The organism is Angustibacter peucedani (genome assembly GCF_054779595.1).
In genome coordinates this window covers 16314-39169 of sequence record NZ_BAAGXY010000021.1, presented here as the reverse complement: position 1 = coordinate 39169, position 22856 = coordinate 16314, and the positions used below count along the sequence as shown (strand labels likewise).

The window sequence follows — 22856 nt, the reverse complement described above, 5'->3', positions numbered from 1 at the left end:
CATGAGCACGCGCATCGCCGTCGTCGGCACCGGGTACGTCGGCCTCTCCCTCGCGGTCCTGCTGGCCCAGCGGCACCACGTCGTGGCGCTGGACGTCGACGAGGCCCGGGTCGAGGGCCTCAAGGCCGGCCGCAGCCCGATCACCGACGAGGGCATCCAGACGTTCCTGGCCGAGCACGAGCTCGACGCCACCTGGACGACGGACCCGGCCGAGGCCTACGAGGGCGCGCAGTTCGTGGTGATCGCGACGCCGACGAACTACGACCCCGAGACCAACTACTTCGACACCAGCACCGTCGAGGGCGTGGTCGCCGACGTCACGAAGCACAACCCGGACGCCGTCATGGTCATCAAGTCGACCATCCCGGTGGGCTTCACCGCGGATCTCGTCGCCCGCACCGGCGCCCGCGTCATCTTCAGCCCGGAGTTCCTGCGCGAGGGCAAGGCGCTGCACGACAACCTGCACCCCTCCCGCATCGTCGTCGGCGACCGCAGCGAGCGCGGTGCCGAGTTCGCCGAGCTGCTGCGCGAGGCGGCGCTCGACCCCGACGTGCCGGTGCTGCTCACCGACAGCACCGAGGCCGAGGCCATCAAGCTCTTCGCCAACACCTACCTGGCGATGCGCGTCGCGTTCTTCAACGAGCTCGACACCTTCTCGGCCACCCACGGCCTCGACCCGCGCCAGGTCATCGACGGCGTCGGGCTCGACCCGCGCATCGGCACGCACTACAACAACCCGTCGTTCGGGTACGGCGGCTACTGCCTGCCCAAGGACACCAAGCAGCTGCTGGCCAACTACCGCGACGTCCCGCAGAACCTCATCGAGGCGATCGTCAACGCCAACAGCACCCGCAAGGACTGGATCGCCTCCGACGTCCTGCGCCGTCGTCCCTCCGTCGTGGGCATCCACCGGCTGATCATGAAGTCCGAGAGCGACAACTTCCGGTCGAGCAGCGTGCAGGGCATCATGAAGCGCATCAAGGCCAAGGGCGTCGAGGTCGTGGTGTACGAGCCCGAGCTGCACGACGACCACTTCTTCGGCTCGCGGGTGATCCGCGACCTGGCCGAGTTCAACGAGCTGTGCGACGTGATCGTCGCCAACCGCATGGTGCACGAGCTGGAGCCGGTGGCCGAGAAGGTCTACACCCGGGACCTGTTCGGCGGCGACGCCTGACGCGTGGCAGGCTGGCGCCATGCGCGCCACCCTCATCCACGGCACCCGTGACATCCGGCTCGAGGACGTCCCCGACCCGACCGTGCAGCTGCCGGGCGACGCCGTCGTCCGCGTGGTCGCCTCGTGCGTCTGCGGTTCCGACCTCTGGCCCTACCGCGGCGTGCGCGAGGTCAAGCGCGCGACCCGCATCGGCCACGAGTTCGTCGGCGTCGTCGAGGCGGTCGGCAGCGACGTCTCGACGGTGCGCGTGGGCGACTTCGTCATCGCGCCGTTCGCCCTGAGCGACGGCACGTGCCCCCACTGCCGCAACGGGATCCAGACCTCCTGCGACAACGGCCAGTGGTGGGGCAGCGAGGACGACGACGGCCGGATGATCGACGGCGGGCAGGGCGAGCTGGTGCGCGTGCCGATGGCCGACGGCACGCTCGTCGCCACGCCGGAGATGCCGGACGACGCCCTCGTGCCCTCGCTGCTCACGCTGTCGGACGTCATGGGCACGGGACACCACGCCGCGCTCTCGGCCGACGTCGGCCGCGGCCAGACCGTCGCGGTGGTCGGTGACGGCGCGGTCGGGCTCTGCGCCGTCCTCGCCGCCAAGCGCCTCGGCGCCGAGCGGGTCATCGCGATGTCGCGGCACGCCGACCGCCAGGCGCTCGCCCGGGCCTTCGGTGCCGACGAGATCGTCGAGGAGCGCGGCGACGAGGGCGTCGAGCGGATCGAGGAGCTCACCCGTGGCGTCGGAGCCGACGCGGTGCTGGAGTGCGTCGGCACCAAGGAGTCGATGGCGCAGGCGATCGACTCGACGCGACCCGGCGGTCGCGTCGGCTACGTGGGCGTCCCCGCCGGCGGGCCCGAGCTGCCCATCGGCCAGCTCTTCTCGTCGAACGTCTCCGTCGGCGGCGGCGTCGCGCCGGTGCGCGCCTACCTGCCCGAGCTGCTCGCCGACGTCTGGTCGGGGGCGATCGACCCGGGTCGCGTCTTCGACCGGACGTTCGCGCTGGCGGACATCGCCGAGGCCTACCGGGCCATGGACGAGCGGACGACGGTCAAGGCGTTCGTCCAGCCCTGACGTCCCAGCCGGGCCGGCTACTCGCCGGTGGTGCCGTCGACGGCCTCGCGCACGATGTCGGCGTGGCCGTTGTGCCGCGCGTACTCCTCGACCATGTGCACCAGCACCCAGCGCAGCGAGACGTGCTCGCCCCACTTCTGGTGCAAGCCTGTGACGTCGAGGGACGGCGCCGCGTCGGTGATCTCGCGGGCACGGGCCACCTCGTGCCGCCACGCCGCCCACGCCTCCTCGACCGACCCCGCCGGCTCGTAGGCGGCCTGGAAGTCGCGCTCGTCCGACCAGACCAGCCCGACGTCCTCGCCGTCGAGCACCCGGCGGAACCAGGTGCGCTCGACCTCGGCCAGGTGCCGCACCAGCCCGAGCAGCGACAGGGTCGAGGGCGCCGCCGCCCGCTGGCGCAGCTGGTCGTCGTCGAGCCCGGCGCACTTGTGCTCGAGCGTGGCACGGTGCCAGTCGAGGAAGGTGGTGAGCGTCGTCCGCTCGTCGGCGGTCAGCGGCGGGTCGACCCGGGCGTCGGCGGGGCTGGAGGTGTCGGTCACGCCGAGGTGTCTACCAGGCGGCGGACGTCCTCCTGCACCAGGTCGGCGTTGATCGCCGCGCCCGCCATGGCGCCCGCGGCCGCAGAGGCGACCACCTGCGCCATCGGGCTCGACACGTTGCCGGCCAGCCAGACGTCGGGCACGGCCGAGCGGCCCGTCAGGTCGGCCTCGAACCACGAGCCGTGCGCCGCCTCGACCAGCACCAGCCCCAACGAGGTCAGCAGGGCAGAGCGGGCCACGACGCGCGACCCCACCGCGAGCACCGAGCGCGCGAGCACGCGGCCGTCGTCCAGCTCGACGCCGGTGATCCGGTCGTCCTCGACGACGACCCGTTGCAGGCGCCCGGTGACGACGGGCACGCCGAGCGCGGCCAGCTGAACCGCCTCGTCGGGCGTCGGCGCCGGGCCGTCGTGCTGCAGCAGCACCACATCGGAGCTCAGCTGCCGGAACAGCAGGGCCTGGTGCACCGACATCTCGCCGGTCGACACCACGCCGATCGGCTGGTCGCGCACCTCCCAGCCGTGGCAGTAGGGGCAGTGGACGACGTCCCGCCCCCACCGCTCGCGCAGGCCCGGGACGTCGGGAAGCTCGTCGACCACGCCGGTCGCCACCAGCAGCCGCCGCGTCCGCACCACCCGGTCGTCGTCGAGCCGCACGTCGAACCCGCCCCGCACCCGGGTGGCGGCGCGCACGACGCCGTGCACGACGTCCCCGCCGTACGACCGCACCTCGGCGCGGCCGGTGGCCAGCAGCTCGCCGGGCGGCACACCGTCGCGCGAGATGAAGCCGTGCACCCCCTCGGCCGGCGCGTTGCGCGGCGAGCCGCCGTCGACCACCAGCACCGACCGGCGCGACCGCGCCAGCATCAGCGCACCGCTCAGCCCGGCCGCACCACCACCCACCACCACGACGTCGTACGCCGCTCCTGCTCCGGTCATCTCGACCACCTCCGCCAGCACCGTCACCCGCCGGTCCCTGGCTTGACAACTTCTGTTGCCGGAACGGCAAACTGCTCGGCATGACGGACGACGACGTGCTGACCACCGTCGGACCTCGGCTGCGGGCGCTGCGGCAGCAGGACGGCGCGACCCTGGCCGCCCTCGCCGAGCGCACCGGCATCTCGGTGAGCACCTTGTCGCGGCTCGAGTCCGGAGGGCGCAAGCCGACGCTGGAGCTGCTGCTGCCCCTGGCCCGCGCCTACCAGGTGCCGCTGGACGAGCTGGTGGGCGCACCACCGGTCGACGACCCCCGCGTGCACGGCAAGCCCATCCGTCGGGGCGACCAGACGATCGTGCCGCTCAGCCGCAACCCCGGTGGCGTGCAGGCGTTCAAGACGCTGATGCCCGGCCGGGCGAGCGACGTCCCGGCCGAGCCGACGCCCGCCTCGCACGAGGGCTACGAGTGGCTGTACGTGCTGAGCGGGAAGCTGCGGCTGGTGCTGGGCGAGCACGACGTCGTCCTGAAGGCCGGCGAGGCGGCCGAGTTCGACACCCGCACGCCGCACTGGTTCGGGCCGGCCGACCGTCGTCCGGTCGAGGTGCTCAGCCTGTTCGGACCGCAGGGCGAGCGGGTGCACGTGCGGGCCCGGCCGCGGCGTTCCCCCGCCTGACGGCGGCCCGTACGCTGGTCGCCATGGGCGACATCGTGGTCTTCAGCGGCAGCGCGCACCACGAGCTGGCGGCCGAGATCTGCTCCGACCTGGGGGTCGAGCTGGCCCCCTCCCACGTGCAGCGGTTCAGCAACGACTGCCTGCAGGTGCAGCTGCGCGCCAACTGCCGCCAGCGCGACGTCTACGTCGTGCAGCCGCTCGTGCCGCCCGTGCAGGACCACCTGGTCGAGCTGCTGCTGATGATGGACGCCGCGCGCGGCGCGTCCGCGGCGCAGATCACGGCCGTGATCCCGCACTACGCGTACGCGCGCTCGGACAAGAAGGACGCGCCGCGCATCTCGATCGGCGGCCGACTCGTCGCCGACCTGATCTCGACGGCCGGCGCCGACCGCGTGCTCACGATGGCGCTGCACGCGCCGCAGGTGCACGGCTTCTTCTCGGTGCCGGTCGACCACCTGTCGGCGATCGCCGAGCTGGCGATGCACTTCAAGGGCAAGGACCTGTCGAACACCGTCGTCGTCTCGCCCGACCTCGGCAACGCCAAGCCGGCGACGCAGTTCGCGCGGCTGCTGGGCGTGCCGGTCGCCGCGGGCAGCAAGCGCCGGCTGGCCGACGACACGGTCGTCATCGACGCGATCGTGGGTGACGTCAAGGGCCGGGACGTCGTCGTGCTGGACGACGAGATCGCCACCGCGGGCTCGGTCTGCGAGCTGCTGGACGTGCTGCAGGAGCAGGGCGCCCGCCAAGTGTCGCTCGCCTGCACGCACGGGCTGTTCACCGGTCCGGCCATCAAGCGGCTGTCGTCCCGCGACGACGTCGACGAGATCATCACCACCAACACCGTGCCGCAGGGCGACCACTACGAGCTGCCCAACCTCGAGGTGCGCTCGATCGCGCCGCTGTTCGCCGACGCCATCGGGCGCATCCACCGCGGCGAGTCGGTGAGCAGCCTGCTCTCGGACGTCGTCACCCACGGCTGACCCGGCGGCGCGAGCAGTCCGTGACAGGTTCTGGCCGGCGGACGAGCCGGCTCGTGCTCGGCGCCGCCGGCCGGGGCGGGAAACCTGTCGGCGACTGCTCGCCTCCGGCGGCGATCGGCCGAGGGTTGCCACGAGCGCGCGGGGTAGCCTCGCGCCATGCCGAGCCCGGACGTCCCTGACCTGCGCGTGTGCGTCGTCGGCGCCGGAGCGGTCGGCGGCATGATCGGTGCGCGGTTGGCGGCAACCGGCACGACGACGTCCGCCCTGGCCCGCGGGGCGACGCTGGAAGCGTTGCGCGACAACGGGTGGCAGCTGCACGAGGACGGCGCTCTCGTCACCGGGCCCGTCACGGCGAGCAGCTCGGCCGACGACCTCGGCGTGCACGACGTGGTCGTCGTGGCGGTCAAGGCGCAGTCGCTGCCCGAGCTCGCACCCTCGCTGCGACCGCTCGTGGGCGAGCGCACGGTGGTGGTGCCGGCGATGAACGGCGTGCCGTGGTGGTTCTGCGACGGGCTCGGCGGACCGGTCGACGGCCTGCGGCTGCGCAGCGTCGACCCGGACGGCGCGGTGGCCGCCGCGCTGCCGACGTCCCAGGTGCTGGGGTGCGTCGTGCACCTGAGCGCGAGCACGTCGTCCCCGGGCGTCGTGGTGCACGGCACCAAGCGCGGGCTGATCATCGGCGAGCCGGCAGGCGGACCGAGCGAGCGGCTGCAGGCGGTGCAGGCGCTGCTCTCCGCCGCCGGGTTCGACGTCACGGCATCCGAGCGGATCCAGGACGACGTGTGGTTCAAGCTCTGGGGCAACATGACCATGAACCCCATCTCGCTGCTGACCGGCACGACGATGGACCGCATCGTCGGTGACGAGCTGGTCGAGCAGCTGGTCCGCGAGGTCATGCTCGAGGCCCGCGAGGTGGGCGAGCGGATCGGCACCCCGGTGCGCCAGGACGTCGACGAGCGCCTCGAGATCACCCGGTCGATGGGGCCGATGCGCACCTCGATGCTGCAGGACGCCGACGCCGGCCGCGCCGTCGAGCTGGACGCCCTCGTCACCGCGGTGCGCGAGCTGGCGCAGGCGGTCGACGTCCGGACGCCGTTCACCGACGCGCTGCTCGGCCTGACCCGGGTCGCGGCGCGGGCGCGCGGGCTCTACCCGGAAGCCGGCTGACGTGGCCCGCCGCCGGCACGACCTGGAGTCGCTGCTCGAGGTCGCGGTGCGGGTCTACACCGAGCGCGGGTTCGACGGCACGAGCATGGGCGACCTGGCCGACGCGGCCGGGCTGTCGAAGTCGACCCTGTACCACCACGTGGAGTCCAAGGAGCAGCTGCTGCGGCTCGCGCTCGACCGCGCGGTCGAGCCGCTGTTCGCCGTCGTCGACGAGCCCGCCGCGCGCGAGGGGCGGGCCATCGACCGGCTCGAGCACGTGGTGCGGCGCGAGGTGGCGGTGCTGGTCGAGCGGCTGCCGTACGTGACGCTGCTGCTGCGGGTGCGCGGCAACTCCGAGACCGAGCGGTGGGCCCTGGGCCAGCGGCGCCGGTTCGACCACCTCGTGCGCGGGCTGGTCGAGGAGGCCGCGGCGGACGGCGACGTGCGCGCGGACGTCGACCCCGGCCTGGTCGCGCGGCTGCTGTTCGGCCTGATCAACTCCCTGGTCGAGTGGTACGACCCGGCCGGGCCGGGCGAGGCGGGAGCCGGCGCGGACGACCTGGCCGACGCCGTCGTCCGGCTCGCCTTCGACGGCCTGCGCTCCCCCGCCTGACGAGCCCCCGCCCCGCGCCCCGAGCAGGGTGGTTGCGGACGACGGCAGGCACCGACATACTTGAACCGACCGATCGGTCGGTTCGAAGGAGAGTGCCGTGGACCAGCAGCAGGAGCGCTTCGACGCGCTCGTCGCCGACGACCAGCGGATCGAGCCGCGCGACTGGATGCCAGAGGGCTACCGCAAGACGCTGATCCGCCAGATCGCCCAGCACGCGCACTCCGAGATCATCGGCATGCAGCCCGAGGGCGGCTGGATCGACGCCGCACCGAGCCTGCGCCGCAAGGCGATCCTCATGGCGAAGGTGCAGGACGAGGCGGGCCACGGCCTCTACCTCTACTCGGCCGCCGAGACGCTGGGCATCGACCGGTCCGAGCTGCTCGACCTGCTGCACAGCGGCAAGCAGAAGTACTCCTCGATCTTCAACTACCCCACGCTCAGCTGGGCCGACATGGGCTCGATCGGCTGGCTCGTCGACGGCGCCGCGATCGTCAACCAAGTGCCGATCTGCCGCTGCTCGTACGGCCCGTACGCCCGCGCGATGGTGCGCATCTGCAAGGAGGAGTCGTTCCACCAGCGGCAGGGCTTCGAGATCCTGCACACGCTGAGCCACGGCACCCCGGAGCAGCACGCGATGGCGCAGGAGTCGGTCGACCGCTGGTGGTGGCCGAGCCTGATGATGTTCGGTCCGCCGGACGACGCCTCCCCCAACTCGGCGCAGTCCATGGCGTGGGGCATCAAGCGGCACAGCAACGACGAGCTGCGCCAGCGCTTCGTCGACATGACCGTGCCGCAGGCCCAGGTGCTCGGGCTGACGCTGCCCGACCCCGAGCTGCGGTTCGACGAGGAGTCCGGCCACTGGCGCTTCGGCGAGATCGACTGGACCGAGTTCTACGAGGTCATCAAGGGCAACGGCCCGTGCAACGCCGAGCGCATGGAGCGCCGGGCGGGGGCGCACGCCGAGGGTGCGTGGGTGCGCGACGCCGCGCTGGCCTACGCCGACAAGCAGGCCGTGCGGGCGCGCGGGGCCGTGGCATGAGCGAGCCGACCACCGGCGGCGACCTGACCGCCGAGGGCGGGCACGGTGCGGTGCCGACGTCCGGCGTCCCGGCCTCGACGCCCACGCCCAACCGGCGCGACTGGCCGCTGTGGGAGGTGTTCGTGCGCGCCCGTCGTGGGCTGTCGCACGGGCACGTCGGGTCGCTGCACGCGCCGGACGCCGAGATGGCCCTGCGCAACGCGCGCGACCTGTACACGCGGCGGGGCGAGGGCGTGAGCATCTGGGTGGTGCCGAGCGGTTCGATCACCGCGAGCAGCCCGGACGAGAAGGACGCCTTCTTCGACCCCGCCGCCGACAAAGTCTACCGGCACCCCACGTTCTACGACATCCCCGACGAGGTGCAGCACCTGTGAGCACCGAGCAGACGCCGGACGACGGCGCGCGCGCTGCGTACGTCCTCGGCCTCGCCGACGACGCCCTGGTGCTGGCGCACCGGTGCGGCCAGTGGATCACCCGTTCGCCGCAGCTCGAGGAGGACGTCGCCCTCGCCAACATCGGGCTCGACCTGCTCGGCCAGGCCCGCACGCTGCTGACGCGCGCCGGCGAGCTCGAGGGCGCCGGTCGCGACGAGGACGACCTGGCCTACCTGCGGGACGCCGGCGAGTTCACCAACGTCCAGCTGGTCGAGCTGCCCAACACCGACTTCGCGGTCTCGACCGCGCGCCTGCTGGCGTTCTCGACCTACCAGCTCGCGCTGTACGAGGCGTTGCAGCACAGCGCCGACGAGACCGTCGCGGGCGTCGCCGCCAAGGCGGTCAAGGAGGTCGCCTACCACCGCGACCACTCCACCGAGTGGACGCTGCGGCTGGGTGACGGCACCGACGAGAGCCACCGCCGCATGCAGGCCGGGCTGGACGCCGTGTGGCCGTACGTCGACGAGCTGTTCGACGGCTCGACGGTCGACCCGCGGCTGGTCGAGGCCGGCGTGGCTGTCGACCCGTCGACCCTGCGCGCCGGCTGGGACACCTACGTCGCCGACGTCGTCGAGCGCGCCACGCTGGCCGAGCCGGTGCAGCCGGCCGCTCCGGGCAGCGGACGCCGGGGCGACCACACGCCGGCACTGGCCGAGATGCTCGACGAGATGCAGGGGCTGCACCGCGCGCACCCGGGGGCGACGTGGTGACCGCGACCCTCCCGGCCCTCGACGCCGCTCGGGCCGCAGCCGCCGCCGTGCCGGACCCCGAAGTCCCGGTGCTGACCGTGGCCGACCTCGGCGTGCTGCGCTCGGTCGACCTCGCCGACGACGGCGCGGTCGACGTCGTCATCACGCCCACGTACTCCGGCTGCCCGGCCATGGGCACGATCGAGGACGACGTCCGGCAGGCGGTGCGGTCGGCGGGGTTCGCCGAGGTGCGGGTCCGCACGGTGCTCACCCCCGCGTGGACCACCGACTGGATGAGCGACGGGGGACGCCGCAAGCTGGCCGAGTACGGCATCGCCCCTCCCGGACGTCGGTCGGCCGGCCCGGTGCCGCTCACCCTGGGGCGCCCCTCCGCCGATGCCGCCGCTCACCGGCCGGCGTGCCCGCAGTGCGGCTCGACCGACGTCAGCGAGCTGTCGCGCTTCGGCTCCACGGCCTGCAAGTCGTTGTGGCGGTGCGAGTCCTGCCGCGAGCCCTTCGACCACTTCAAGGCGATCTAGTGACCGACCACACCACCGCGGACTCCACCGCGGACCTGACCGAGACCGGCCCGGGCACCGGCACCACGAGCACCGCGCCCCAGGTGTCGGCGCGCAGCCACGGCGCCTTCCACCCGTTGCGGCTCAGCGGGATCGGGCAGCTGACGAACTCCGCCGTCACGCTCACCTTCGACGTCCCGGACGAGCTGCGGGAGGCCTACCGATTCCAGCCCGGGCAGCACCTGACGCTGCGCACGACCGTCGACGGCGAGGAGGTGCGGCGCAGCTACTCGATCTGCGCGCCGCCGTCGTCCGGCCTGCTGCAGGTGGCGGTGAAGTCGTTGGAGGGCGGGGTGTTCTCCACCCACGCCCGCACCGGCTTGTCGGTCGGCGACGAGCTGGACGTCATGACGCCGGCCGGCCGGTTCGGCGTGCCGCTCGACCCCGCGCACCGCAAGCACTACGTGGCCGTCGTGGCCGGCAGCGGCATCACGCCGGTCATGTCGATCCTGCCGGCGGTGCTCGAGACCGAGCCCGAGAGCACGGTCACGCTGGTCTACGGCAACCGCGACAGCGGGTCGGTGATGTTCGTCGAGGAGCTGTCCGACCTCAAGGACCGCTTCCCGCAGCGGCTGCAGTTCGTGCACGTCCTCTCGCGCGAGCCGCAGGACGCCGACCTGCTCTTCGGCCGCATCGACGACGCCAAGCTGGGCACGTTGCTGGAGTCCGTCGTCCCGGTCGACACGGTCGACGAGTGGCTGCTGTGCGGGCCGTTCGAGCTGGTGCAGCAGGTGCGCGAGAGCCTGGTGTCCCGCGGGGTCGCAAACTCCGCGGTGCACCTCGAGCTGTTCCACGTCGACGGCGAGCCGCCGCGCCTGGCCCGCCCGCGCGGCACCGGTGGCGACGCCGGCTGCCAGGTGACGGTGCGGCTCGACGGCCGCTCGACGACGTTCGCGATGCCCGACGAGGGGTCGGTGCTCGACGCGACGCTGGCCGTGCGCGCCGACGCCCCGTTCGCCTGCAAGGGCGGGGTCTGCGGCACCTGCCGGATCAAGGTGGTCGAGGGCGACGTCGAGATGAGCCGCAACTTCGCGCTCGAGCCCGACGAGATCGCCGAGGGCTTCGCGCTGGCCTGCCAGTCGGTGCCGACGTCCGACCGGCTCGTCGTCGACTTCGACGCCTGAGCGATGATGCGGGGGTGACCCCCGAGCCCTCCGCCGTCCCGCGCGTCGGCGCCGCCGTCGTGCCCGACCTCGGCCCGGCCGGATCGGTGCGAACCTTCGGCGCTCGCACCTTCGACTTCTCGCGGCAGGTCGCGATCATGGCGATCGTCAACCGCACGCGAGACTCGTTCTACGACAACGGTTCCACCTTCGACTTCGAGCCGGCACTGGGTGCCGTGCGGTCGGCCGTCGACGCCGGCGCCGACTGGGTCGACATCGGCGGCGTGCCGTTCTCGCCCATCGCGCAGCAGGTGTCACCCGAGGAGGAGGCCGAGCGCGTCGTCCCGCTGGTCGAGGCGACGCGCCAGGTCACCGACGCCGTGATCTCGGTCGACACCTTCCGGCCGCTGGTGGCGCAGGCGGCCCTGGCCGCGGGCGCGGACGCGATCAACGACACCTCGGGGCTGCGGGACCCGCACATGGCGGACGTCGCGGCGGCCGAGGGCGGCGTGCTCGTCGTGTGCCACAGCAAGGCCGCGCCGCTGACGCCGCTGCCCAGCCCGCGGTACGACGACGTGGTCGACGAGGTGCGCTCGCTGCTGGTCGACCGCGTGGGCGTGGCCCTGGCGCACGGGGTGCCGGCCGAGCGGTTGGTGGTCGACCCGGGGCACGACCTCAACAAGAACACCCGCCACTCGCTCGAGCTGACGCGGCGCCTGGACGAGCTCGCGGTGCTCGGCTACCCGCTGCTCGCGGCGGTGTCGAACAAGGACTTCATCCAGGAGACGCTCGGGCAGCCCAAGGAGGCGATCGGCGCCGGCACCACGGCGGCGCACGTGCTGTGCGTGCTGCAGGGCGCGAGGATCCTGCGGGTGCACGACGTCGCAGCCGCCGTCCAGGCCGTGCGGTTCACCGAGGCCGTGCTCGGCTGGCGCGACCCGGCCCGCGAAGCCCACAACCTCTGAGCGCGGGTCAGCAGGCGCGGACGAGGGGGTCGACCACGTCGAGGTCGATCCGGACGTCGCCACCGCCGTTGCGCGAGAGCAGCTCGTCGAGGTCCTCGACCCGGGCCTGGGCGTCCGCGGCCGCGATGTCGTCACCGACGGCCTGCGCGGCATGCAGCTCGCGCACCGCCGCCTCCCGCTGCTCGCCGAGCTCGTTCAGGAATGCTGCGCTGATCCCCATGTCGCCTCCTCCTGGTCGGTGCCCGTGGCCGGCACGAGGGCCGGCCGTCGGGCGACGATCACGCCGCTGCCCCCTGGCAGGTCGGCGAACAGCTCGCCGAGCAGGACGGCCGGTTCGCGACCGGTCACCTGCTCGGGTAGTGCTTGGAGCACGTGCACCAACGACTCGGGGAGCGCGTCGAGGGCGTCGGCAGACAGTACGAGCAGTCGTTGCCCCGTGTCGAACCGCACCGTCTCGGGCACTCCCGGCACCGCCGGCAGGGTCCGCGCCGACCTCGGGGAGACGAGCAGGGCCGGGGGCATGGCCCCGGCGTCCACCGTCACCTCTCCGTCGGCTTGCAGGACAACGGTGGTGCGCTCGCGGCTGTTCCCGCCGCCGTCCTCGACCGTGAGCCGCAGCACGCCGTCGACGACGTCCAGCCGGACGTCGTCGGGCCGGCTGGACGAGCTGGTGACCGTCCACCCACCGGACACCTGCACGCGCACCGGCGGCCGGTGCGGGCGCAGCGCGGCCTCGGACCGCACCTCGACCGCCACGCTCACCCCCTCCCCGCCGGCTCGACCTGCAGCACGTCCCCCAGCCCCGTGCGGCCCAGCAGCCCCGGACCGAGCAGCCCCTGGCCGTGCTGGCCGGCGCCGCGGATCACGACCTCGACGCCCCGGGCGCGGCCCTGGCGGGTCGCCCACAGCAGCGCCGCCACGACCGCCGACGAGACCCGGTCGACCCCGGCCACGTCGACCACGAGCCGCGCGTCACCGGCGGCGAGCACCTCGCGCAGCCGGTGCCGCAGCTCGACGACCCCTTGGGCAGGGAGCGCGTCGTCCAGCGGCACCACCACGGTGCGGCCGGTCGGCGTGCTCGCGAGCTCCATGACGACCACTGTGCCGAGCGGATGTGACGAACGGCGGAACGGGCAGTTTGCGGTTTGTTGACGACTGCGTGGAGACCTCGCCGCAGGCGGTCGAGCACCTCGCGGCGGCAGGCATCATGGACCCATGGCGACGCGGCTCCTCGTGCTGGAGGACGACGACGGGATCCGCAGCTCCCTCGCGCTCGCGCTCGAGGACGAGGGCTACGACGTCGTGCAGCACGCCGACGCCGAGCACGCCCTGACGACCGTGCACGAGGAGCCGGTCGACCTCATGCTGGTCGACCTCATGCTCGGCGGCATGGACGGCTTCACGTTCATCCGGCGCGCGCGTCCGGTCAGCCAGGCCCCGATCATCGTGGTGAGCGCCCGCACCGGCACCCCTGACATCGTCGCCGCGCTCGAGGCCGGGGCCGACGACTACGTCACGAAACCGTTCGTGGTCAAGGAGATCAGCGCTCGGTTGCGCGCGCTGTTGCGCCGCCCGCCGACGTCCACGACGGACGACGGCACCGCCCCCGGTGCAGCACCCGCCGGCGCCGACGGGGCGGGCGAGAAGGGCACCGCTCGCGGCACCGTGGTCCTGGACGCCTCCGACGGGCCGCTCGTCCTGGCGCTCGACGCCGGTGCCGTGCGGCGCGGCGACGACGAGGTGCACCTGACGCTGACGGAGTTCCGGCTGCTGTGCGAGCTCGCCTCGCCCGCCGGCCACGTGCTGAGCCGCCGCACCCTGCTCGAGCGCGTCTGGGACCGCGGCTTCTTCGGCGACGAGCGCATCGTCGACGTCCACATCCGCCGGCTGCGCACCAAGATCGAGCGCGACCCGAGCGCGCCGCAGCTCGTCGTCACCGTGCGCGGCCTGGGGTACCGGCTCGACCGCCGGTGACGACCGTGGTGAGCACCCGATGAGCCCGCTGCGGCTGCGTCGTCCGCGCTGGGGGTTGCGGGCGGGCGTGACGACGGCTTTCGCGGCCGGTGCGCTGCTGCTGTCGGTCGTGCTGGCGGCCGGCACCTACTTCGTCGTGCGGCACTACCTGATCGAGCAGCGCGAGAGCAGCGCCATGCGTCAGGCGTTCGCCGACGCGTCGTACGTCCGCGACGGCCTGCTGACCAGCGGCGCGCGCGTGAGCGACGTCCTCGGCGACGTCGCGCCGCCGGCCGACTCCGACGTCGTCGTGCACCGCGGCGGCCGCTGGTTCTCGTCGTCGCTGCAGTCGGACGCCGCGGCGGTGCCCGCTGCCGCCCGCAGCACGGTCGAGGACGGCCGCTCGGTCATGGTCTGGTCGCAGGGCCCGGACGGCGCCGTGCTCACGGTCGGCGTGCCGCTGCCCGCCGTCGGCGCCGAGTTCTTCGAGCTCACCAGCACCACCGAGCTGCGCCGCACCCTGCAGACCCTGGCCGTCGTGCTGGTGGTGTTCGCCGGCGCCACCACGGTGGTCGGCGCGCTGCTGGGCCGCTGGGCCTCGCGCCAGGTGGTCAAGCCGCTGGACGACGTCGCCTCGGCCGCCGCGCGCATCTCGGCCGGCGAGCTCAGCACGAGGCTGCCCAGCACCGACGACCCCGACCTGGCCACGATCGTCGGATCGTTCAACGCGATGGTCGAGGCGCTCGACGACCGGATCCAGCGCGACGCCCGCTTCGCCGCCGACATCGGCCACGAGCTGCGCTCGCCGCTCACCACGCTGGTGACCAGCGTCGACGTGCTGCAGCGGCGGCGCGAGGACCTGCCCGAGCGCTCGCAGCAGGCGCTCGACCTGGTGGCGACCGAGCTCGAGCGGTTCCAGCACTCCCTCGAGGACCTGCTCGAGCTCGGCCGGCTCGACGCCGGCGTGGCGGTGCAGCACCTCAGCGACGTCGACCTGCGCGACCTGGTGCAGCACGCGCTCGTCGACAGCCATCGCGAGGGCACGGCTCAGGTGCCCGACGAGCCGCTCGTCGTCCGGGTCGACAAGCAGCAGCTCAACCGGGCGCTGTTCAACCTGTTCGACAACGCCGACCTGCACGCGGGCGGGCTGCACGCGGTGCACGTGGAGCGGTCGGGCCCGTACGCGCTGGTCGCGGTCGACGACACCGGCCCGGGGGTGCCCGCCGACGAGCGCGAGCGCATCTTCGAGCGCTTCGTGCGCGCGGGCTCGCGCGGGTCGCGACGGGGCACCGGGCTGGGGCTGTCGCTCGTGGCCGAGACCGTGCACGCGCACGGCGGCAACGTGGGGTGCGCCGACCGTCCGGGCGGCGGGGCGCGCTTCGTCGTCCGGCTGCCGCTCGTCGAGGCGGGGACGTCATGAGGGCGCGGGCGTGGGTCGTGGCCGCGGCGGCCGTCGCGGCGCTGCTCGGCGGGTGCGGGCTGCCGCAGGACGGCGAGGCGCGGCCGGTCGACGACGGCGCCGTGCCGTACGGGCTGCTGGGTCCGGCCGCGACCGCCGCACCACCGTCGACCAAGCTCGGGCGGACCGAGGCGTCCCAGCCGCAGACCTACCTGCTGCGCGGCGACCAGCTGCTCGAGGCGGTGCCGTCGGCGGTCGACCTCTCGCAGGAGGTGACGACGCCGCGGGTGCTCTCGGCGCTGTTCGCGCAGCTGGCGGCCGGGCCGACCGAGGCCGAGCGGGCGGACGGGCTGAGCACGGCGCTCGCGCCAGGCGTCCAGATCACGCTGGTCTCGGTGCACGACCAGGTCGTCGACCTGCAGGTGCAGGCGGCGCTGAAGGACCCGTCAGCCGACCGCCTCCCGCTCGCGATCGGCCAGCTGGTGCTGACGGCGACGTCGGTCGACGGGATCGACGGCGTGAGGCTGGTGCGCGACGGGGTGCCGGTGGAGGTGCCGCTGCCGGGCGGCGCCCTGACGTCGAGCCCGCTGCACCGCTCGGACTACCGCGAGCTGCTCCCGGAGCCGACGCCGCAGAGCTGAGCGCTCAGACGCCGGTGCGGCCGTCGATCGCCTCGCGCAGCAGGTCGACGTGCCCGCAGTGCTGGGCGTACTCGCCGATCATCCGCAGCACCAGCCACCGCAGGTCGACGTCCTCGTGCCAGTCCAGCGGGCGGGCGGTGTCGTCCAGGTCGTGCGCGGCGACGATATCGCGGGACACCGCGCACTCCTCGCGCCAGGTCGCGAGGTCGGACTGGAAGTCGGCGTCGTCCGGCGGGTCGAAGTCGAGGTCGGGATCATCGGTGGTGAAGAACAGGAACGGCACGTCGCGGCGCTCGAAGTTCTGCTGGAACCACCAGCGCTCGACGCCGGCCAGGTGCCGCACCAGCCCGTGCAGCGACAGCGTGGACGGCGGCAGCGGCCGTGAGCGCGCCTGCTCGGCGCTGATGCCGCGGCACTTCATCTCGACCGTCGCGCGGTAGTTGTCGAGGTAGGCGGCCAGCGCCTCGCGCTCGGCCGCGACGCGCGGGATGCGGGGACGGTCGTCGTCGGCCCACCCCGGCGAGAAGTCGTCCTCGGTCAGCCCCGACTCGCTCATGCGCGCATGGTGGCACGCCGCTCAGTCGTGACGGGCCAACCAGTCGCCCACGGCCGTGAGGTACTCCTCGCGCTCCTCCCAGAACGGCATGTGCGAGGACTCCTCGAAGATCCGCAGCTCGGTGTCGGCGATGCCGTCGACGAGCACCTCCTGCAGCGCGGGCGCGGCCTCGTCGTGACGGCCGCACACCACGAACGCCGGGACGTCGATCTCGCCGAGCCGGTCGGCCGACGTCCAGTCGCGGATGCTGCCGATGACGTGGAACTCCGAGGGGCCGTTCATCGTGTGGTAGACCGTCGGGTCGTCCTCGATGGCGGCGAAGGCGCGCTGCACCGGCTCGGGGTTGGGGACCACGCGGCAGACGTGCCGGTCGTAGAACACCTGGCAGGCCGCGGCGTACTCGGGGTCGTCGGTGGTGCCGGCGTCCTCGTGCCGGCGCAACGTCGCCTCGACCTCGGGCGGCAGGTCGGCGCGCAGCCGGTTGGCCTCGGCGAGGAACGCGGGGAACGACGCGGCGGTGTTCGACAGCACGAGCGAGCGCAGACCGGCGGGCTGGGTGAGGGCGTGCTCCTGGGCGAGGAAGCCACCCCAGGACTGCCCGAGCACGTGGTAGCGCTGCTCGATCCCCAGGTGCCGCAACAGGTTCGCGAGCTCGCGGACGAAGAGGTCGACGGTCCAGAAGTCCTCGCCCCGGTCGGGCAGGTGGGTCGAGCGACCGTTGCCGAGCTGGTCGTACAGCACGACGGCGCGACCACCCCGCCGCGGCTCGGCCAGGTCGAGCAGCGGCAGCAGGTACTCGTGCGTCGCACCCGGACCGCCGTGCAGCACCACGAGCGGCGCGGGTCCGTCGTCGCCGGCCGGCAGCTCGCCGTCCACGCGGTACCAGGTCTGGTGCTCGTCGAACGGCGCGTAGCCCTCGGTCGTCGTCATGGGGTCACGCTACGGCCGCGCTGGGTCTACCGTCGGCCCATGACCGACTTCGTGGTGCGCGAGTGGGAGCTGGCGCCGTACGACGGCGACCAGGCCCCGCGGCACGTGCACCACCACGGCGACGAGGCCTTCGTCGTCCTCGAGGGACGCCTCGACGTCGAGGACGACGGCACGCGGCACCGCCTGGAGGCCGGCGACCACCACGTCGTGCCGGCCGGGTCGGCCCACACCTTCGCGACGGTGGACGACGTCGGCGCCCGGGTGCTGTGCATCATGACGCCCGAGATCGACGAGCTGATCAGCGCGCTGCACGAGCCCGGCGTCGACCAGGCAGAGGTCTGGCAGCGCTACCGGTCGTCGCTGGTCTGAGGGCGCTGTGCGGACCGAGTCGAAGCTGGTGCTCGCAGGGCGCCGGGCGGTCGTGCTGCTCGTCGGTTGCGCTGTGCTCGGCCTCGTCGGCAACGCGGTCTACGAGTTCTACCACCACGAGACGCACCCGGACACGGCGGTGCGCACCGTGAAGGGGACGCACGTCCTGATGGAGACGGAGGCGTACGAGGGTGACGTCGGCGGAGTCGGGGTCGGCGGGACGCTGGCCGTCCTCCCGAGCGGGTGCGTGGGATTCCACGAGCCCTCACCGGTGCTGCTGCTGTTCGCCTCCGGCACCGAGGTCGGCACGGAGGACGGCCGGCTCGCGATCCACGTCGCGGGCGACCAGTTCACCCCGCCGACGGTGCTGCACGTGGGTGACCCGGTGGACGGCGGTGCCCGAACGGGGCAGAGAAAGCCGTTGAGCAGCTATGGCTCGGACCTCGAGCGGGCCACCCCTGCCGCGTGCCGGAAGTACCCCGTGCTGCCGGTCGACGGCCTCCGGGTCCGCTGACCGGGGGTTCCGTGCAATTCAGCCCCGACCTCCGAGAACCGTTGCGGCGCGGGCAGATCACGGTGTCCGTGCGGTTGTGGGCACGCCCCCAGGTCAGGGTCGGCGGGCGGTACCGCACGGCCGGCGTCGTGGTCGAGGTCGACGCGATCGAGGTGATGCCCTTCTCCGCGCTGACCGACGAGGACGTCCGGGCGTCGGGCGAGCCCGACCTGGAGTCGTTGCGCCGCAGGGCCGCCCATGCCGGGCCGGTGCACGACGACACGCTCGTGCACCGGGTCGAGCTCCACGTGGTTCCGGCACCCGGTGGCAGGATCGACCCATGATCGGACGCTGGCACGGCCTGGTGGTCAACTGCCCCGACCCCGACCCGCTGGCGACGTTCTACCAGGAGCTGCTCGGCATGGTCCGGGTGCAGGACGAGGGCGACTGGGTCGTGATCGGCGACGCAGCGGACCGCCCGGGGCTGGCGTTCCAACGAGCGCCCGACCACTCGCCGCCTGCCTGGCCGGACGACGACTCCCGGCTCCAGATGCACCTCGACGTGCGGGTCGACGACCTGGACGACGGCGAGGCCGCTGTCGTGGCGGCCGGTGGCACCCGGCTGGCCGGCGGTGGTGAGACCTTCCGCGTCTTCGCCGACCCCGCGGGCCACCCGTTCTGCCTCGTGCTCGTCTGAGCGTCGGTCGGAAACCTGGTGCGAGCGCTCGGCGCCGCGGCCTACCGTGGTGGTTCGCGCTGAGTGTCCGCAGACCAGAGGAGGTGGCACGTGAGGCCGACCCACCGAGCCTGACCACCAGGTCGGGCGAGAGAGGCTTCACATGACCACCCAGCGCTTCTACCGGCGCCGCTTCCTGAACCGTCGTGGGTTCCACGCGGGCGCCTACGTGATCGCCGACTGCCGCGTCGAGACGTACCGCCGGCAGGGGGACGCCGACGAGCACTCCGTCGACGGCGAGCTCGTCATCGCCGACTCCGGCCGCATCGCCACGCTCGACTTCGCCGCGAGCGACGAGGCCGCGGTGCGCAACGCCCTCCACAAGGCACGCCTGCTGCGCGACGTCGTGACGGACTTCACCGCGGCGCTCGAGCGCGCCGCGGACGAGTGGCGCCGGCTCGAGCGGCACGACGCCTAGGGCCGCTGCCAGGACCGGGGGATCGGACCGTCGGGCCAGCAGGTGACGCACACCTTGTTGCCGGCGGCGTCGGCCAGGATCCAGGTGGCCGGCGCGTCCGAGTCGTCGACGACCCGCCCGCCAGCGGCGAGCGCCGCCTGCACCCGCGCCTCGGCCTGGTCGCGACCGACCGACACGTCGACGTGCATGGCGTGGCGCAGCGGCTTGGCCGGGTCGAGCTCCTGCAGCCACACCGTGGAGCCGTGGCCCAGCGGGTCGGCCCCGTTGTCGTCCGCCAACCTGTCGTAGCCGAGCACCGCCCGCCAGAAGCCGACCTCGACCGCCTCAGGCTGCGCAGCGATCGCGAGCTGCACCTCCTGCGCCGCAGCGGGATCGGGCGTCGCGCCGTAGGCGTGGGCGACCCGGCTGATCTCCCGCGCGAGGACGACGTGCTGGTCCTCGACGCGGAACACACCCCTCGTCAGCCGGACCGAGACCCGGCCGTCGCCGACCGTCACCAGCGCTCCCGTCCCCTCGAGGTCCGGGACCCGCGACACGGCGTCGGCCAGGCGTCCGGCCTCGGCCAGGGACGACGTCCGGTAGACCGCGACAGCGCCGCCGTGCAGCACGACCCAGTCGTCCAGGCCCTCGGCCGCCAGGAAGGCCCGCCAACCTCGCTCGCTCATGCGGCCACCTCCGCGCCCACCGTCCCACGACTCGTCAGTGGCTGACGAGCACCTCGGCGTGCTCGACCGCGGGCGCATCGCTCGGACGTCGGCCGGGCCACTGGACGACGGTGACCGCCCCCAGCACCAGCACGCCACCCAGCACCTGCAGCGCCGTGAGGCTCTCGCGGAAGACCACGGCGGCGCTCAGCACGGTCACGACGGGCTCGACCGCCGACAGCAGCGCGGCGACGGTCGGCCCGACCCGCGCGAGCCCCGCGAAGAACATCAGGATCGAGCCGACGGTGCTCACGAGCACCAGCACCACGAGCCAGCTCCACCCGGTGGCGTCGAAGGTGAGGTCCGGGCCGCCGGTCAGCAGGCTGGCGGCGGTGCAGCTCACGAGCGCGCCGGTGCAGACCAGCGCGGCCAGCGGCACGGGCGGGACGTCCCCCACCACGCGGTCGCCGACCAGGATGTAGCAGGTGTAGACCAGCGCCGACCCGAGCGAGAGCAGGGCCCCGACGCCGTCGAAGCCGCCACCGGCGCCCGCGCCACCCAGGACGCCCGCGATCCCGGCGAGCGCCATGAGGAGCGCCACCAGCCGGCGGCGCGAGGCCCGCTCGCGACCGACGAGGATCGCGCCCACCATCACCGTGACCGGGTAGATCGCGAACACCAGCGCGACCTGCGAGGCGTCGACCCGCGAGACGGCGGCCAGGTAGAGGCCGGCCTGCACGGCGTAGCCGAACGTGCCCATGCCCAGGCCGGCGAGCACCGTTCGGCGGCCGAGCCCGGCGAGCGAGCGGCGGGCGACGCAGACCGCGAGCAGCACGACCCCCGCCAGCCCGAACCGGACGACGAGCAGGGCGTCGACCGTGACGCCCTCGGCGTAGGCGAGCTTGGCGAAGACCGCCATCAGCCCGAAGCCGACGGCGGACCCGAGGCAGAGGAGAGGTCCCACGTCGTCCAGCGTGAGGCCCGACGACCGTCCACGTCCATCACGCTTTCCTGGGGTGCACCGTCCGCATAACCTGGACGGATGCTGGACCTCCACCGCATGCGGCTGCTGCGCGAGGTGCACGCCCGCGGCACCCTCGCCGCGGCCGCCGCGGCGCTGCAGTACTCGACCAGCGCCGTCTCGCAGCAGCTGGCGGTGCTCGAGCGCGAGGCGGGCACGCCGCTGCTCGAACGGGTGGGTCGCACCGTGCGGCTCACCTCGGCCGGGCTGGTGCTGGTGGCGCGCGCCGAGACGCTGCTGGCGGAGGTCGAGGCGGCCGAGGCCGAGCTGGCGGCGGTCGCGGCGGGGCGGCTGGCCGGCGTGGTCCGGGTCGCGGCGTTCCAGTCCGCGGTGATCCGGTTGGTCGCCCCAGCGGTCGCGGCCCTGGCGCGGTCGCACCCCGACATCCGGGTCGAGGTCACCGAGGCCGAGGTCGAGCAGTCGGTGCCGGCGCTGCGGCTGCAGCACCTCGACGTCGTCATCGGCGACGAGTACGCCGAGCAGCCGCGGCCCCTCCACGACGACCTGGTGCGCGAGACCCTGCTGCGAGAGGCGATCCACCTGGTGCTGCCGGCCTCGCACCCCGCCGCTGCCGCCGAGCGCGTCGCGCTGGCCGACCTCGCCGACATGCCCTGGGCCGCGTGCCAGCCGAGCACCGGTCACCACGCCATGCACCTGCGGGTGTGCCGGCAGCTCGGCGGCTTCGAGCCCGACGTCCGGCACACGTCCGACGACTTCCTGATCCTGCTCGAGCTGGCACGCACCACCGGGTCCGCGACGCTGCTGCCCGAGCTGATCCACGCCCACGAGGCGCCCGGTGTCGCCGTCCGGCCGCTGGCCGAGGGCGGGGTCGAGCGGCTGGTCTACGTGCTCACGCGGCGGACGTCACCGCCGACGGTGGCCGCGGTGGCCGCCGCGCTCCACGACGCCGCCACCCGCGAGGCCGGCGCCGCAGTTGATCACGTTGTGCATGCCTAGCCCTGCTTTCCCAGGGCTGCAGCCCGTGACAAGCACGCGCAACCCTCGACAAGTACCACCGCGCGGACGGGGCCGCCCGCGTCAGGCCGCGCCCGCCCTCCGCGTGAAGGTCAGGTGCGTGACGCCGCTCGGCGACGACACCGCCTCCACCGCGTAGGCGTCCTCGAGCCCCTCGAGCCCGTCCCACACCCGGGAACCGCGCCCGAGCACCACCGGCACCTGCACCAGGTGCATCAGGTCGACCAGCCCGGCGGCGACGAAGTCGCGGATGACCGTCGCGCCACCGCCGAGCCGGACGTCGAGACCACGCGCCGCCTCGCGAGCCACCGCGAGCGCCTCGGCCGGTGCGGCGTCCAGGAACTGGAAGGTGGTGCCGCCGTCCATCTCCAGCGGCGGCCGCGGACGGTGGGTCAGCACGAACGTCGGCGTGCCGAACGGCGGGGTCTCGCCCCACCAGCCGCGCCACCCGTCGTCGTCCTGCCAGCCGGGTGGCCCGAACTTGCCCGCGCCCATGATCTCCGCGCCGATGCCGTCCGAGTGCCGCTGCGCCAAGGCGTCGTCGACGCCGGAGCTTCCGGTCTCGGCGTCCCAGAAGCGGGTCGCGAACATCCACTCGTGCAGGCGCTCGCCGGCGTGGCCGAACGGCGCCTCGGCCGACTGCGGCTCGCCGGTGCCGAACCCGTCGAGCGAGATCGAGAAGTTGTGGACGCGCAGCTGCGACATCGTGGCCTCCAGGCTCGGACGACGGCGGAGCCCCCGCCGTCACCCCTACCGACCGCCAGGGCCGGCCGTTCTCATCGC

31 protein-coding genes are annotated in these 22856 nt (G+C 73.6%); 21 read left to right on the top strand and 10 right to left on the bottom strand.

The window, feature by feature from the left end:
• Position 1: 1 nt before the first annotated feature.
• The gene (locus tag ACYVJ4_RS05625) at positions 2-1174 is read left to right on the top strand and encodes a nucleotide sugar dehydrogenase (RefSeq protein WP_460459130.1); all 1173 of its coding nucleotides are present in this window, start codon (positions 2-4) and stop codon (positions 1172-1174) included.
• A gap of 19 nt (positions 1175-1193) precedes the next feature.
• Positions 1194-2243 (top strand): zinc-dependent alcohol dehydrogenase family protein, encoded by a 1050-nt coding sequence (locus ACYVJ4_RS05620; protein WP_460459129.1) that lies wholly within the window; start codon positions 1194-1196, stop codon positions 2241-2243.
• A gap of 17 nt (positions 2244-2260) precedes the next feature.
• On the opposite strand, the gene ACYVJ4_RS05615 is transcribed toward ACYVJ4_RS05620, so the two are convergent.
• Together ACYVJ4_RS05615 and ACYVJ4_RS05610 are read right to left on the bottom strand one after the other, a co-directional pair.
• Positions 2261-2782: a DinB family protein gene (locus ACYVJ4_RS05615; RefSeq protein ID WP_460459128.1), complete on the bottom strand. Its 522-nt coding sequence runs from the start codon at positions 2780-2782 to the stop codon at positions 2261-2263.
• Positions 2779-3720, bottom strand: coding sequence for an NAD(P)/FAD-dependent oxidoreductase (locus ACYVJ4_RS05610; protein WP_460459212.1), 942 nt, complete (start codon positions 3718-3720; stop codon positions 2779-2781). The genes ACYVJ4_RS05615 and ACYVJ4_RS05610 overlap by 4 nt, the downstream gene beginning before the upstream one ends.
• An 80-nt stretch (positions 3721-3800) precedes the next feature.
• Between ACYVJ4_RS05610 and ACYVJ4_RS05605 the strand changes: the two genes are divergently transcribed.
• From ACYVJ4_RS05605 to folP, 10 genes are all read left to right on the top strand, one after another.
• Positions 3801-4391, top strand: coding sequence for a helix-turn-helix domain-containing protein (locus ACYVJ4_RS05605; RefSeq protein WP_460459127.1), 591 nt, complete (start codon positions 3801-3803; stop codon positions 4389-4391).
• A 23-nt stretch (positions 4392-4414) separates the two neighbouring features.
• Positions 4415-5371 (top strand): ribose-phosphate diphosphokinase, encoded by a 957-nt coding sequence (locus ACYVJ4_RS05600; RefSeq protein ID WP_460459126.1) that lies wholly within the window; start codon positions 4415-4417, stop codon positions 5369-5371.
• A 156-nt stretch (positions 5372-5527) separates the two neighbouring features.
• On the top strand, positions 5528-6538 hold the full coding sequence (locus tag ACYVJ4_RS05595) for a 2-dehydropantoate 2-reductase (RefSeq protein WP_460459125.1): 1011 nt from the start codon (positions 5528-5530) through the stop codon (positions 6536-6538).
• Position 6539: 1 nt separating this feature from the next.
• Entirely contained in the window at positions 6540-7130 is a 591-nt protein-coding gene (locus ACYVJ4_RS05590; RefSeq protein ID WP_460459124.1) for a TetR/AcrR family transcriptional regulator, read from the top strand.
• A gap of 97 nt (positions 7131-7227) precedes the next feature.
• On the top strand, positions 7228-8169 hold the full coding sequence (gene paaA, locus ACYVJ4_RS05585) for a 1,2-phenylacetyl-CoA epoxidase subunit PaaA (protein WP_460459123.1): 942 nt from the start codon (positions 7228-7230) through the stop codon (positions 8167-8169).
• Positions 8166-8543, top strand: a complete 378-nt coding sequence (gene paaB / locus ACYVJ4_RS05580) for a 1,2-phenylacetyl-CoA epoxidase subunit PaaB (RefSeq protein ID WP_460459122.1) — start codon at positions 8166-8168, stop codon at positions 8541-8543. The genes paaA and paaB overlap by 4 nt, the downstream gene beginning before the upstream one ends.
• Positions 8540-9313: a 1,2-phenylacetyl-CoA epoxidase subunit PaaC gene (paaC, locus tag ACYVJ4_RS05575; protein ID WP_460459121.1), complete on the top strand. Its 774-nt coding sequence runs from the start codon at positions 8540-8542 to the stop codon at positions 9311-9313. Before paaB ends, paaC begins: the two co-directional genes overlap by 4 nt.
• The gene (paaD, locus tag ACYVJ4_RS05570) at positions 9310-9831 is read left to right on the top strand and encodes a 1,2-phenylacetyl-CoA epoxidase subunit PaaD (RefSeq protein ID WP_460459120.1); all 522 of its coding nucleotides are present in this window, start codon (positions 9310-9312) and stop codon (positions 9829-9831) included. Before paaC ends, paaD begins: the two co-directional genes overlap by 4 nt.
• Positions 9831-10994, top strand: a complete 1164-nt coding sequence (gene paaE / locus ACYVJ4_RS05565; protein ID WP_460459119.1) for a 1,2-phenylacetyl-CoA epoxidase subunit PaaE — start codon at positions 9831-9833, stop codon at positions 10992-10994. The genes paaD and paaE overlap by 1 nt, the downstream gene beginning before the upstream one ends.
• A gap of 137 nt (positions 10995-11131) precedes the next feature.
• Positions 11132-11938, top strand: coding sequence for a dihydropteroate synthase (gene folP / locus ACYVJ4_RS05560; protein WP_460459211.1), 807 nt, complete (start codon positions 11132-11134; stop codon positions 11936-11938).
• A 7-nt stretch (positions 11939-11945) separates the two neighbouring features.
• Here the strand turns inward: folP and ACYVJ4_RS05555 are convergent, their stop codons facing one another.
• Genes ACYVJ4_RS05555 through ACYVJ4_RS05545 form a run of 3 tightly spaced genes read right to left on the bottom strand, consistent with a single transcriptional unit; the run spans position 11946 to position 13029 of the window.
• Positions 11946-12158 carry a hypothetical protein gene (locus ACYVJ4_RS05555; RefSeq protein WP_460459118.1) on the bottom strand — a complete coding sequence of 71 codons (213 nt, stop codon included), beginning with the start codon at positions 12156-12158 and terminating at the stop codon, positions 11946-11948.
• Entirely contained in the window at positions 12134-12694 is a 561-nt protein-coding gene (locus ACYVJ4_RS05550; RefSeq protein WP_460459117.1) for a hypothetical protein, read from the bottom strand. The genes ACYVJ4_RS05555 and ACYVJ4_RS05550 overlap by 25 nt, the downstream gene beginning before the upstream one ends.
• Positions 12695-12696: 2 nt before the next feature.
• On the bottom strand, positions 12697-13029 hold the full coding sequence (locus ACYVJ4_RS05545; protein WP_460459116.1) for an STAS domain-containing protein: 333 nt from the start codon (positions 13027-13029) through the stop codon (positions 12697-12699).
• A 124-nt stretch (positions 13030-13153) separates the two neighbouring features.
• Between ACYVJ4_RS05545 and ACYVJ4_RS05540 the strand changes: the two genes are divergently transcribed.
• Genes ACYVJ4_RS05540 through ACYVJ4_RS05530 form a run of 3 tightly spaced genes read left to right on the top strand, consistent with a single transcriptional unit; the run spans position 13154 to position 15931 of the window.
• Entirely contained in the window at positions 13154-13912 is a 759-nt protein-coding gene (locus ACYVJ4_RS05540) for a winged helix-turn-helix domain-containing protein (protein ID WP_460459115.1), read from the top strand.
• 19 nt (positions 13913-13931) lie between these two features.
• Positions 13932-15311, top strand: coding sequence for a HAMP domain-containing sensor histidine kinase (locus ACYVJ4_RS05535; protein ID WP_460459114.1), 1380 nt, complete (start codon positions 13932-13934; stop codon positions 15309-15311).
• The gene (locus ACYVJ4_RS05530) at positions 15308-15931 is read left to right on the top strand and encodes a GerMN domain-containing protein (protein WP_460459113.1); all 624 of its coding nucleotides are present in this window, start codon (positions 15308-15310) and stop codon (positions 15929-15931) included. Before ACYVJ4_RS05535 ends, ACYVJ4_RS05530 begins: the two co-directional genes overlap by 4 nt.
• Positions 15932-15935: 4 nt before the next feature.
• Here ACYVJ4_RS05530 and ACYVJ4_RS05525 read toward each other — a convergent pair whose 3' ends face one another.
• Together ACYVJ4_RS05525 and ACYVJ4_RS05520 are read right to left on the bottom strand one after the other, a co-directional pair.
• Positions 15936-16487, bottom strand: a complete 552-nt coding sequence (locus tag ACYVJ4_RS05525; protein WP_460459112.1) for a DinB family protein — start codon at positions 16485-16487, stop codon at positions 15936-15938.
• Positions 16488-16508: 21 nt separating this feature from the next.
• The gene (locus tag ACYVJ4_RS05520) at positions 16509-17417 is read right to left on the bottom strand and encodes a proline iminopeptidase-family hydrolase (RefSeq protein ID WP_460459111.1); all 909 of its coding nucleotides are present in this window, start codon (positions 17415-17417) and stop codon (positions 16509-16511) included.
• A gap of 39 nt (positions 17418-17456) precedes the next feature.
• On the opposite strand from ACYVJ4_RS05520, the gene ACYVJ4_RS05515 reads away from it, so the two are divergent.
• From ACYVJ4_RS05515 to ACYVJ4_RS05495, 5 genes are all read left to right on the top strand, one after another.
• Positions 17457-17786, top strand: a complete 330-nt coding sequence (locus ACYVJ4_RS05515) for a cupin domain-containing protein (RefSeq protein WP_460459110.1) — start codon at positions 17457-17459, stop codon at positions 17784-17786.
• Between the two features lie 7 nt (positions 17787-17793).
• Positions 17794-18300, top strand: coding sequence for a hypothetical protein (locus ACYVJ4_RS05510; protein WP_460459109.1), 507 nt, complete (start codon positions 17794-17796; stop codon positions 18298-18300).
• Positions 18301-18311: 11 nt separating this feature from the next.
• Positions 18312-18623, top strand: coding sequence for an ASCH domain-containing protein (locus tag ACYVJ4_RS05505; RefSeq protein WP_460459108.1), 312 nt, complete (start codon positions 18312-18314; stop codon positions 18621-18623).
• Complete coding sequence (locus ACYVJ4_RS05500) at positions 18620-18976, top strand: VOC family protein (RefSeq protein ID WP_460459107.1); 357 nt, start codon at positions 18620-18622, stop codon at positions 18974-18976. Before ACYVJ4_RS05505 ends, ACYVJ4_RS05500 begins: the two co-directional genes overlap by 4 nt.
• 142 nt (positions 18977-19118) lie before the next feature.
• Positions 19119-19433, top strand: a complete 315-nt coding sequence (locus ACYVJ4_RS05495; protein WP_460459106.1) for a hypothetical protein — start codon at positions 19119-19121, stop codon at positions 19431-19433.
• Here ACYVJ4_RS05495 and ACYVJ4_RS05490 read toward each other — a convergent pair.
• The gene (locus ACYVJ4_RS05490; RefSeq protein ID WP_460459105.1) at positions 19430-20098 is read right to left on the bottom strand and encodes a VOC family protein; all 669 of its coding nucleotides are present in this window, start codon (positions 20096-20098) and stop codon (positions 19430-19432) included. The genes ACYVJ4_RS05495 and ACYVJ4_RS05490 overlap by 4 nt on opposite strands.
• A gap of 34 nt (positions 20099-20132) precedes the next feature.
• On the bottom strand, positions 20133-21041 hold the full coding sequence (locus ACYVJ4_RS05485; protein ID WP_460459104.1) for a DMT family transporter: 909 nt from the start codon (positions 21039-21041) through the stop codon (positions 20133-20135).
• Positions 21042-21119: 78 nt separating this feature from the next.
• Here ACYVJ4_RS05485 and ACYVJ4_RS05480 point away from each other — a divergent pair, with 78 nt between their 5' ends.
• Positions 21120-22055 carry a LysR family transcriptional regulator gene (locus ACYVJ4_RS05480; protein ID WP_460459103.1) on the top strand — a complete coding sequence of 312 codons (936 nt, stop codon included), beginning with the start codon at positions 21120-21122 and terminating at the stop codon, positions 22053-22055.
• An 81-nt stretch (positions 22056-22136) separates the two neighbouring features.
• On the opposite strand, the gene ACYVJ4_RS05475 is transcribed toward ACYVJ4_RS05480, so the two are convergent.
• Positions 22137-22778 (bottom strand): dihydrofolate reductase family protein, encoded by a 642-nt coding sequence (locus ACYVJ4_RS05475; protein WP_460459102.1) that lies wholly within the window; start codon positions 22776-22778, stop codon positions 22137-22139.
• Positions 22779-22856: the final 78 nt, after the last annotated feature.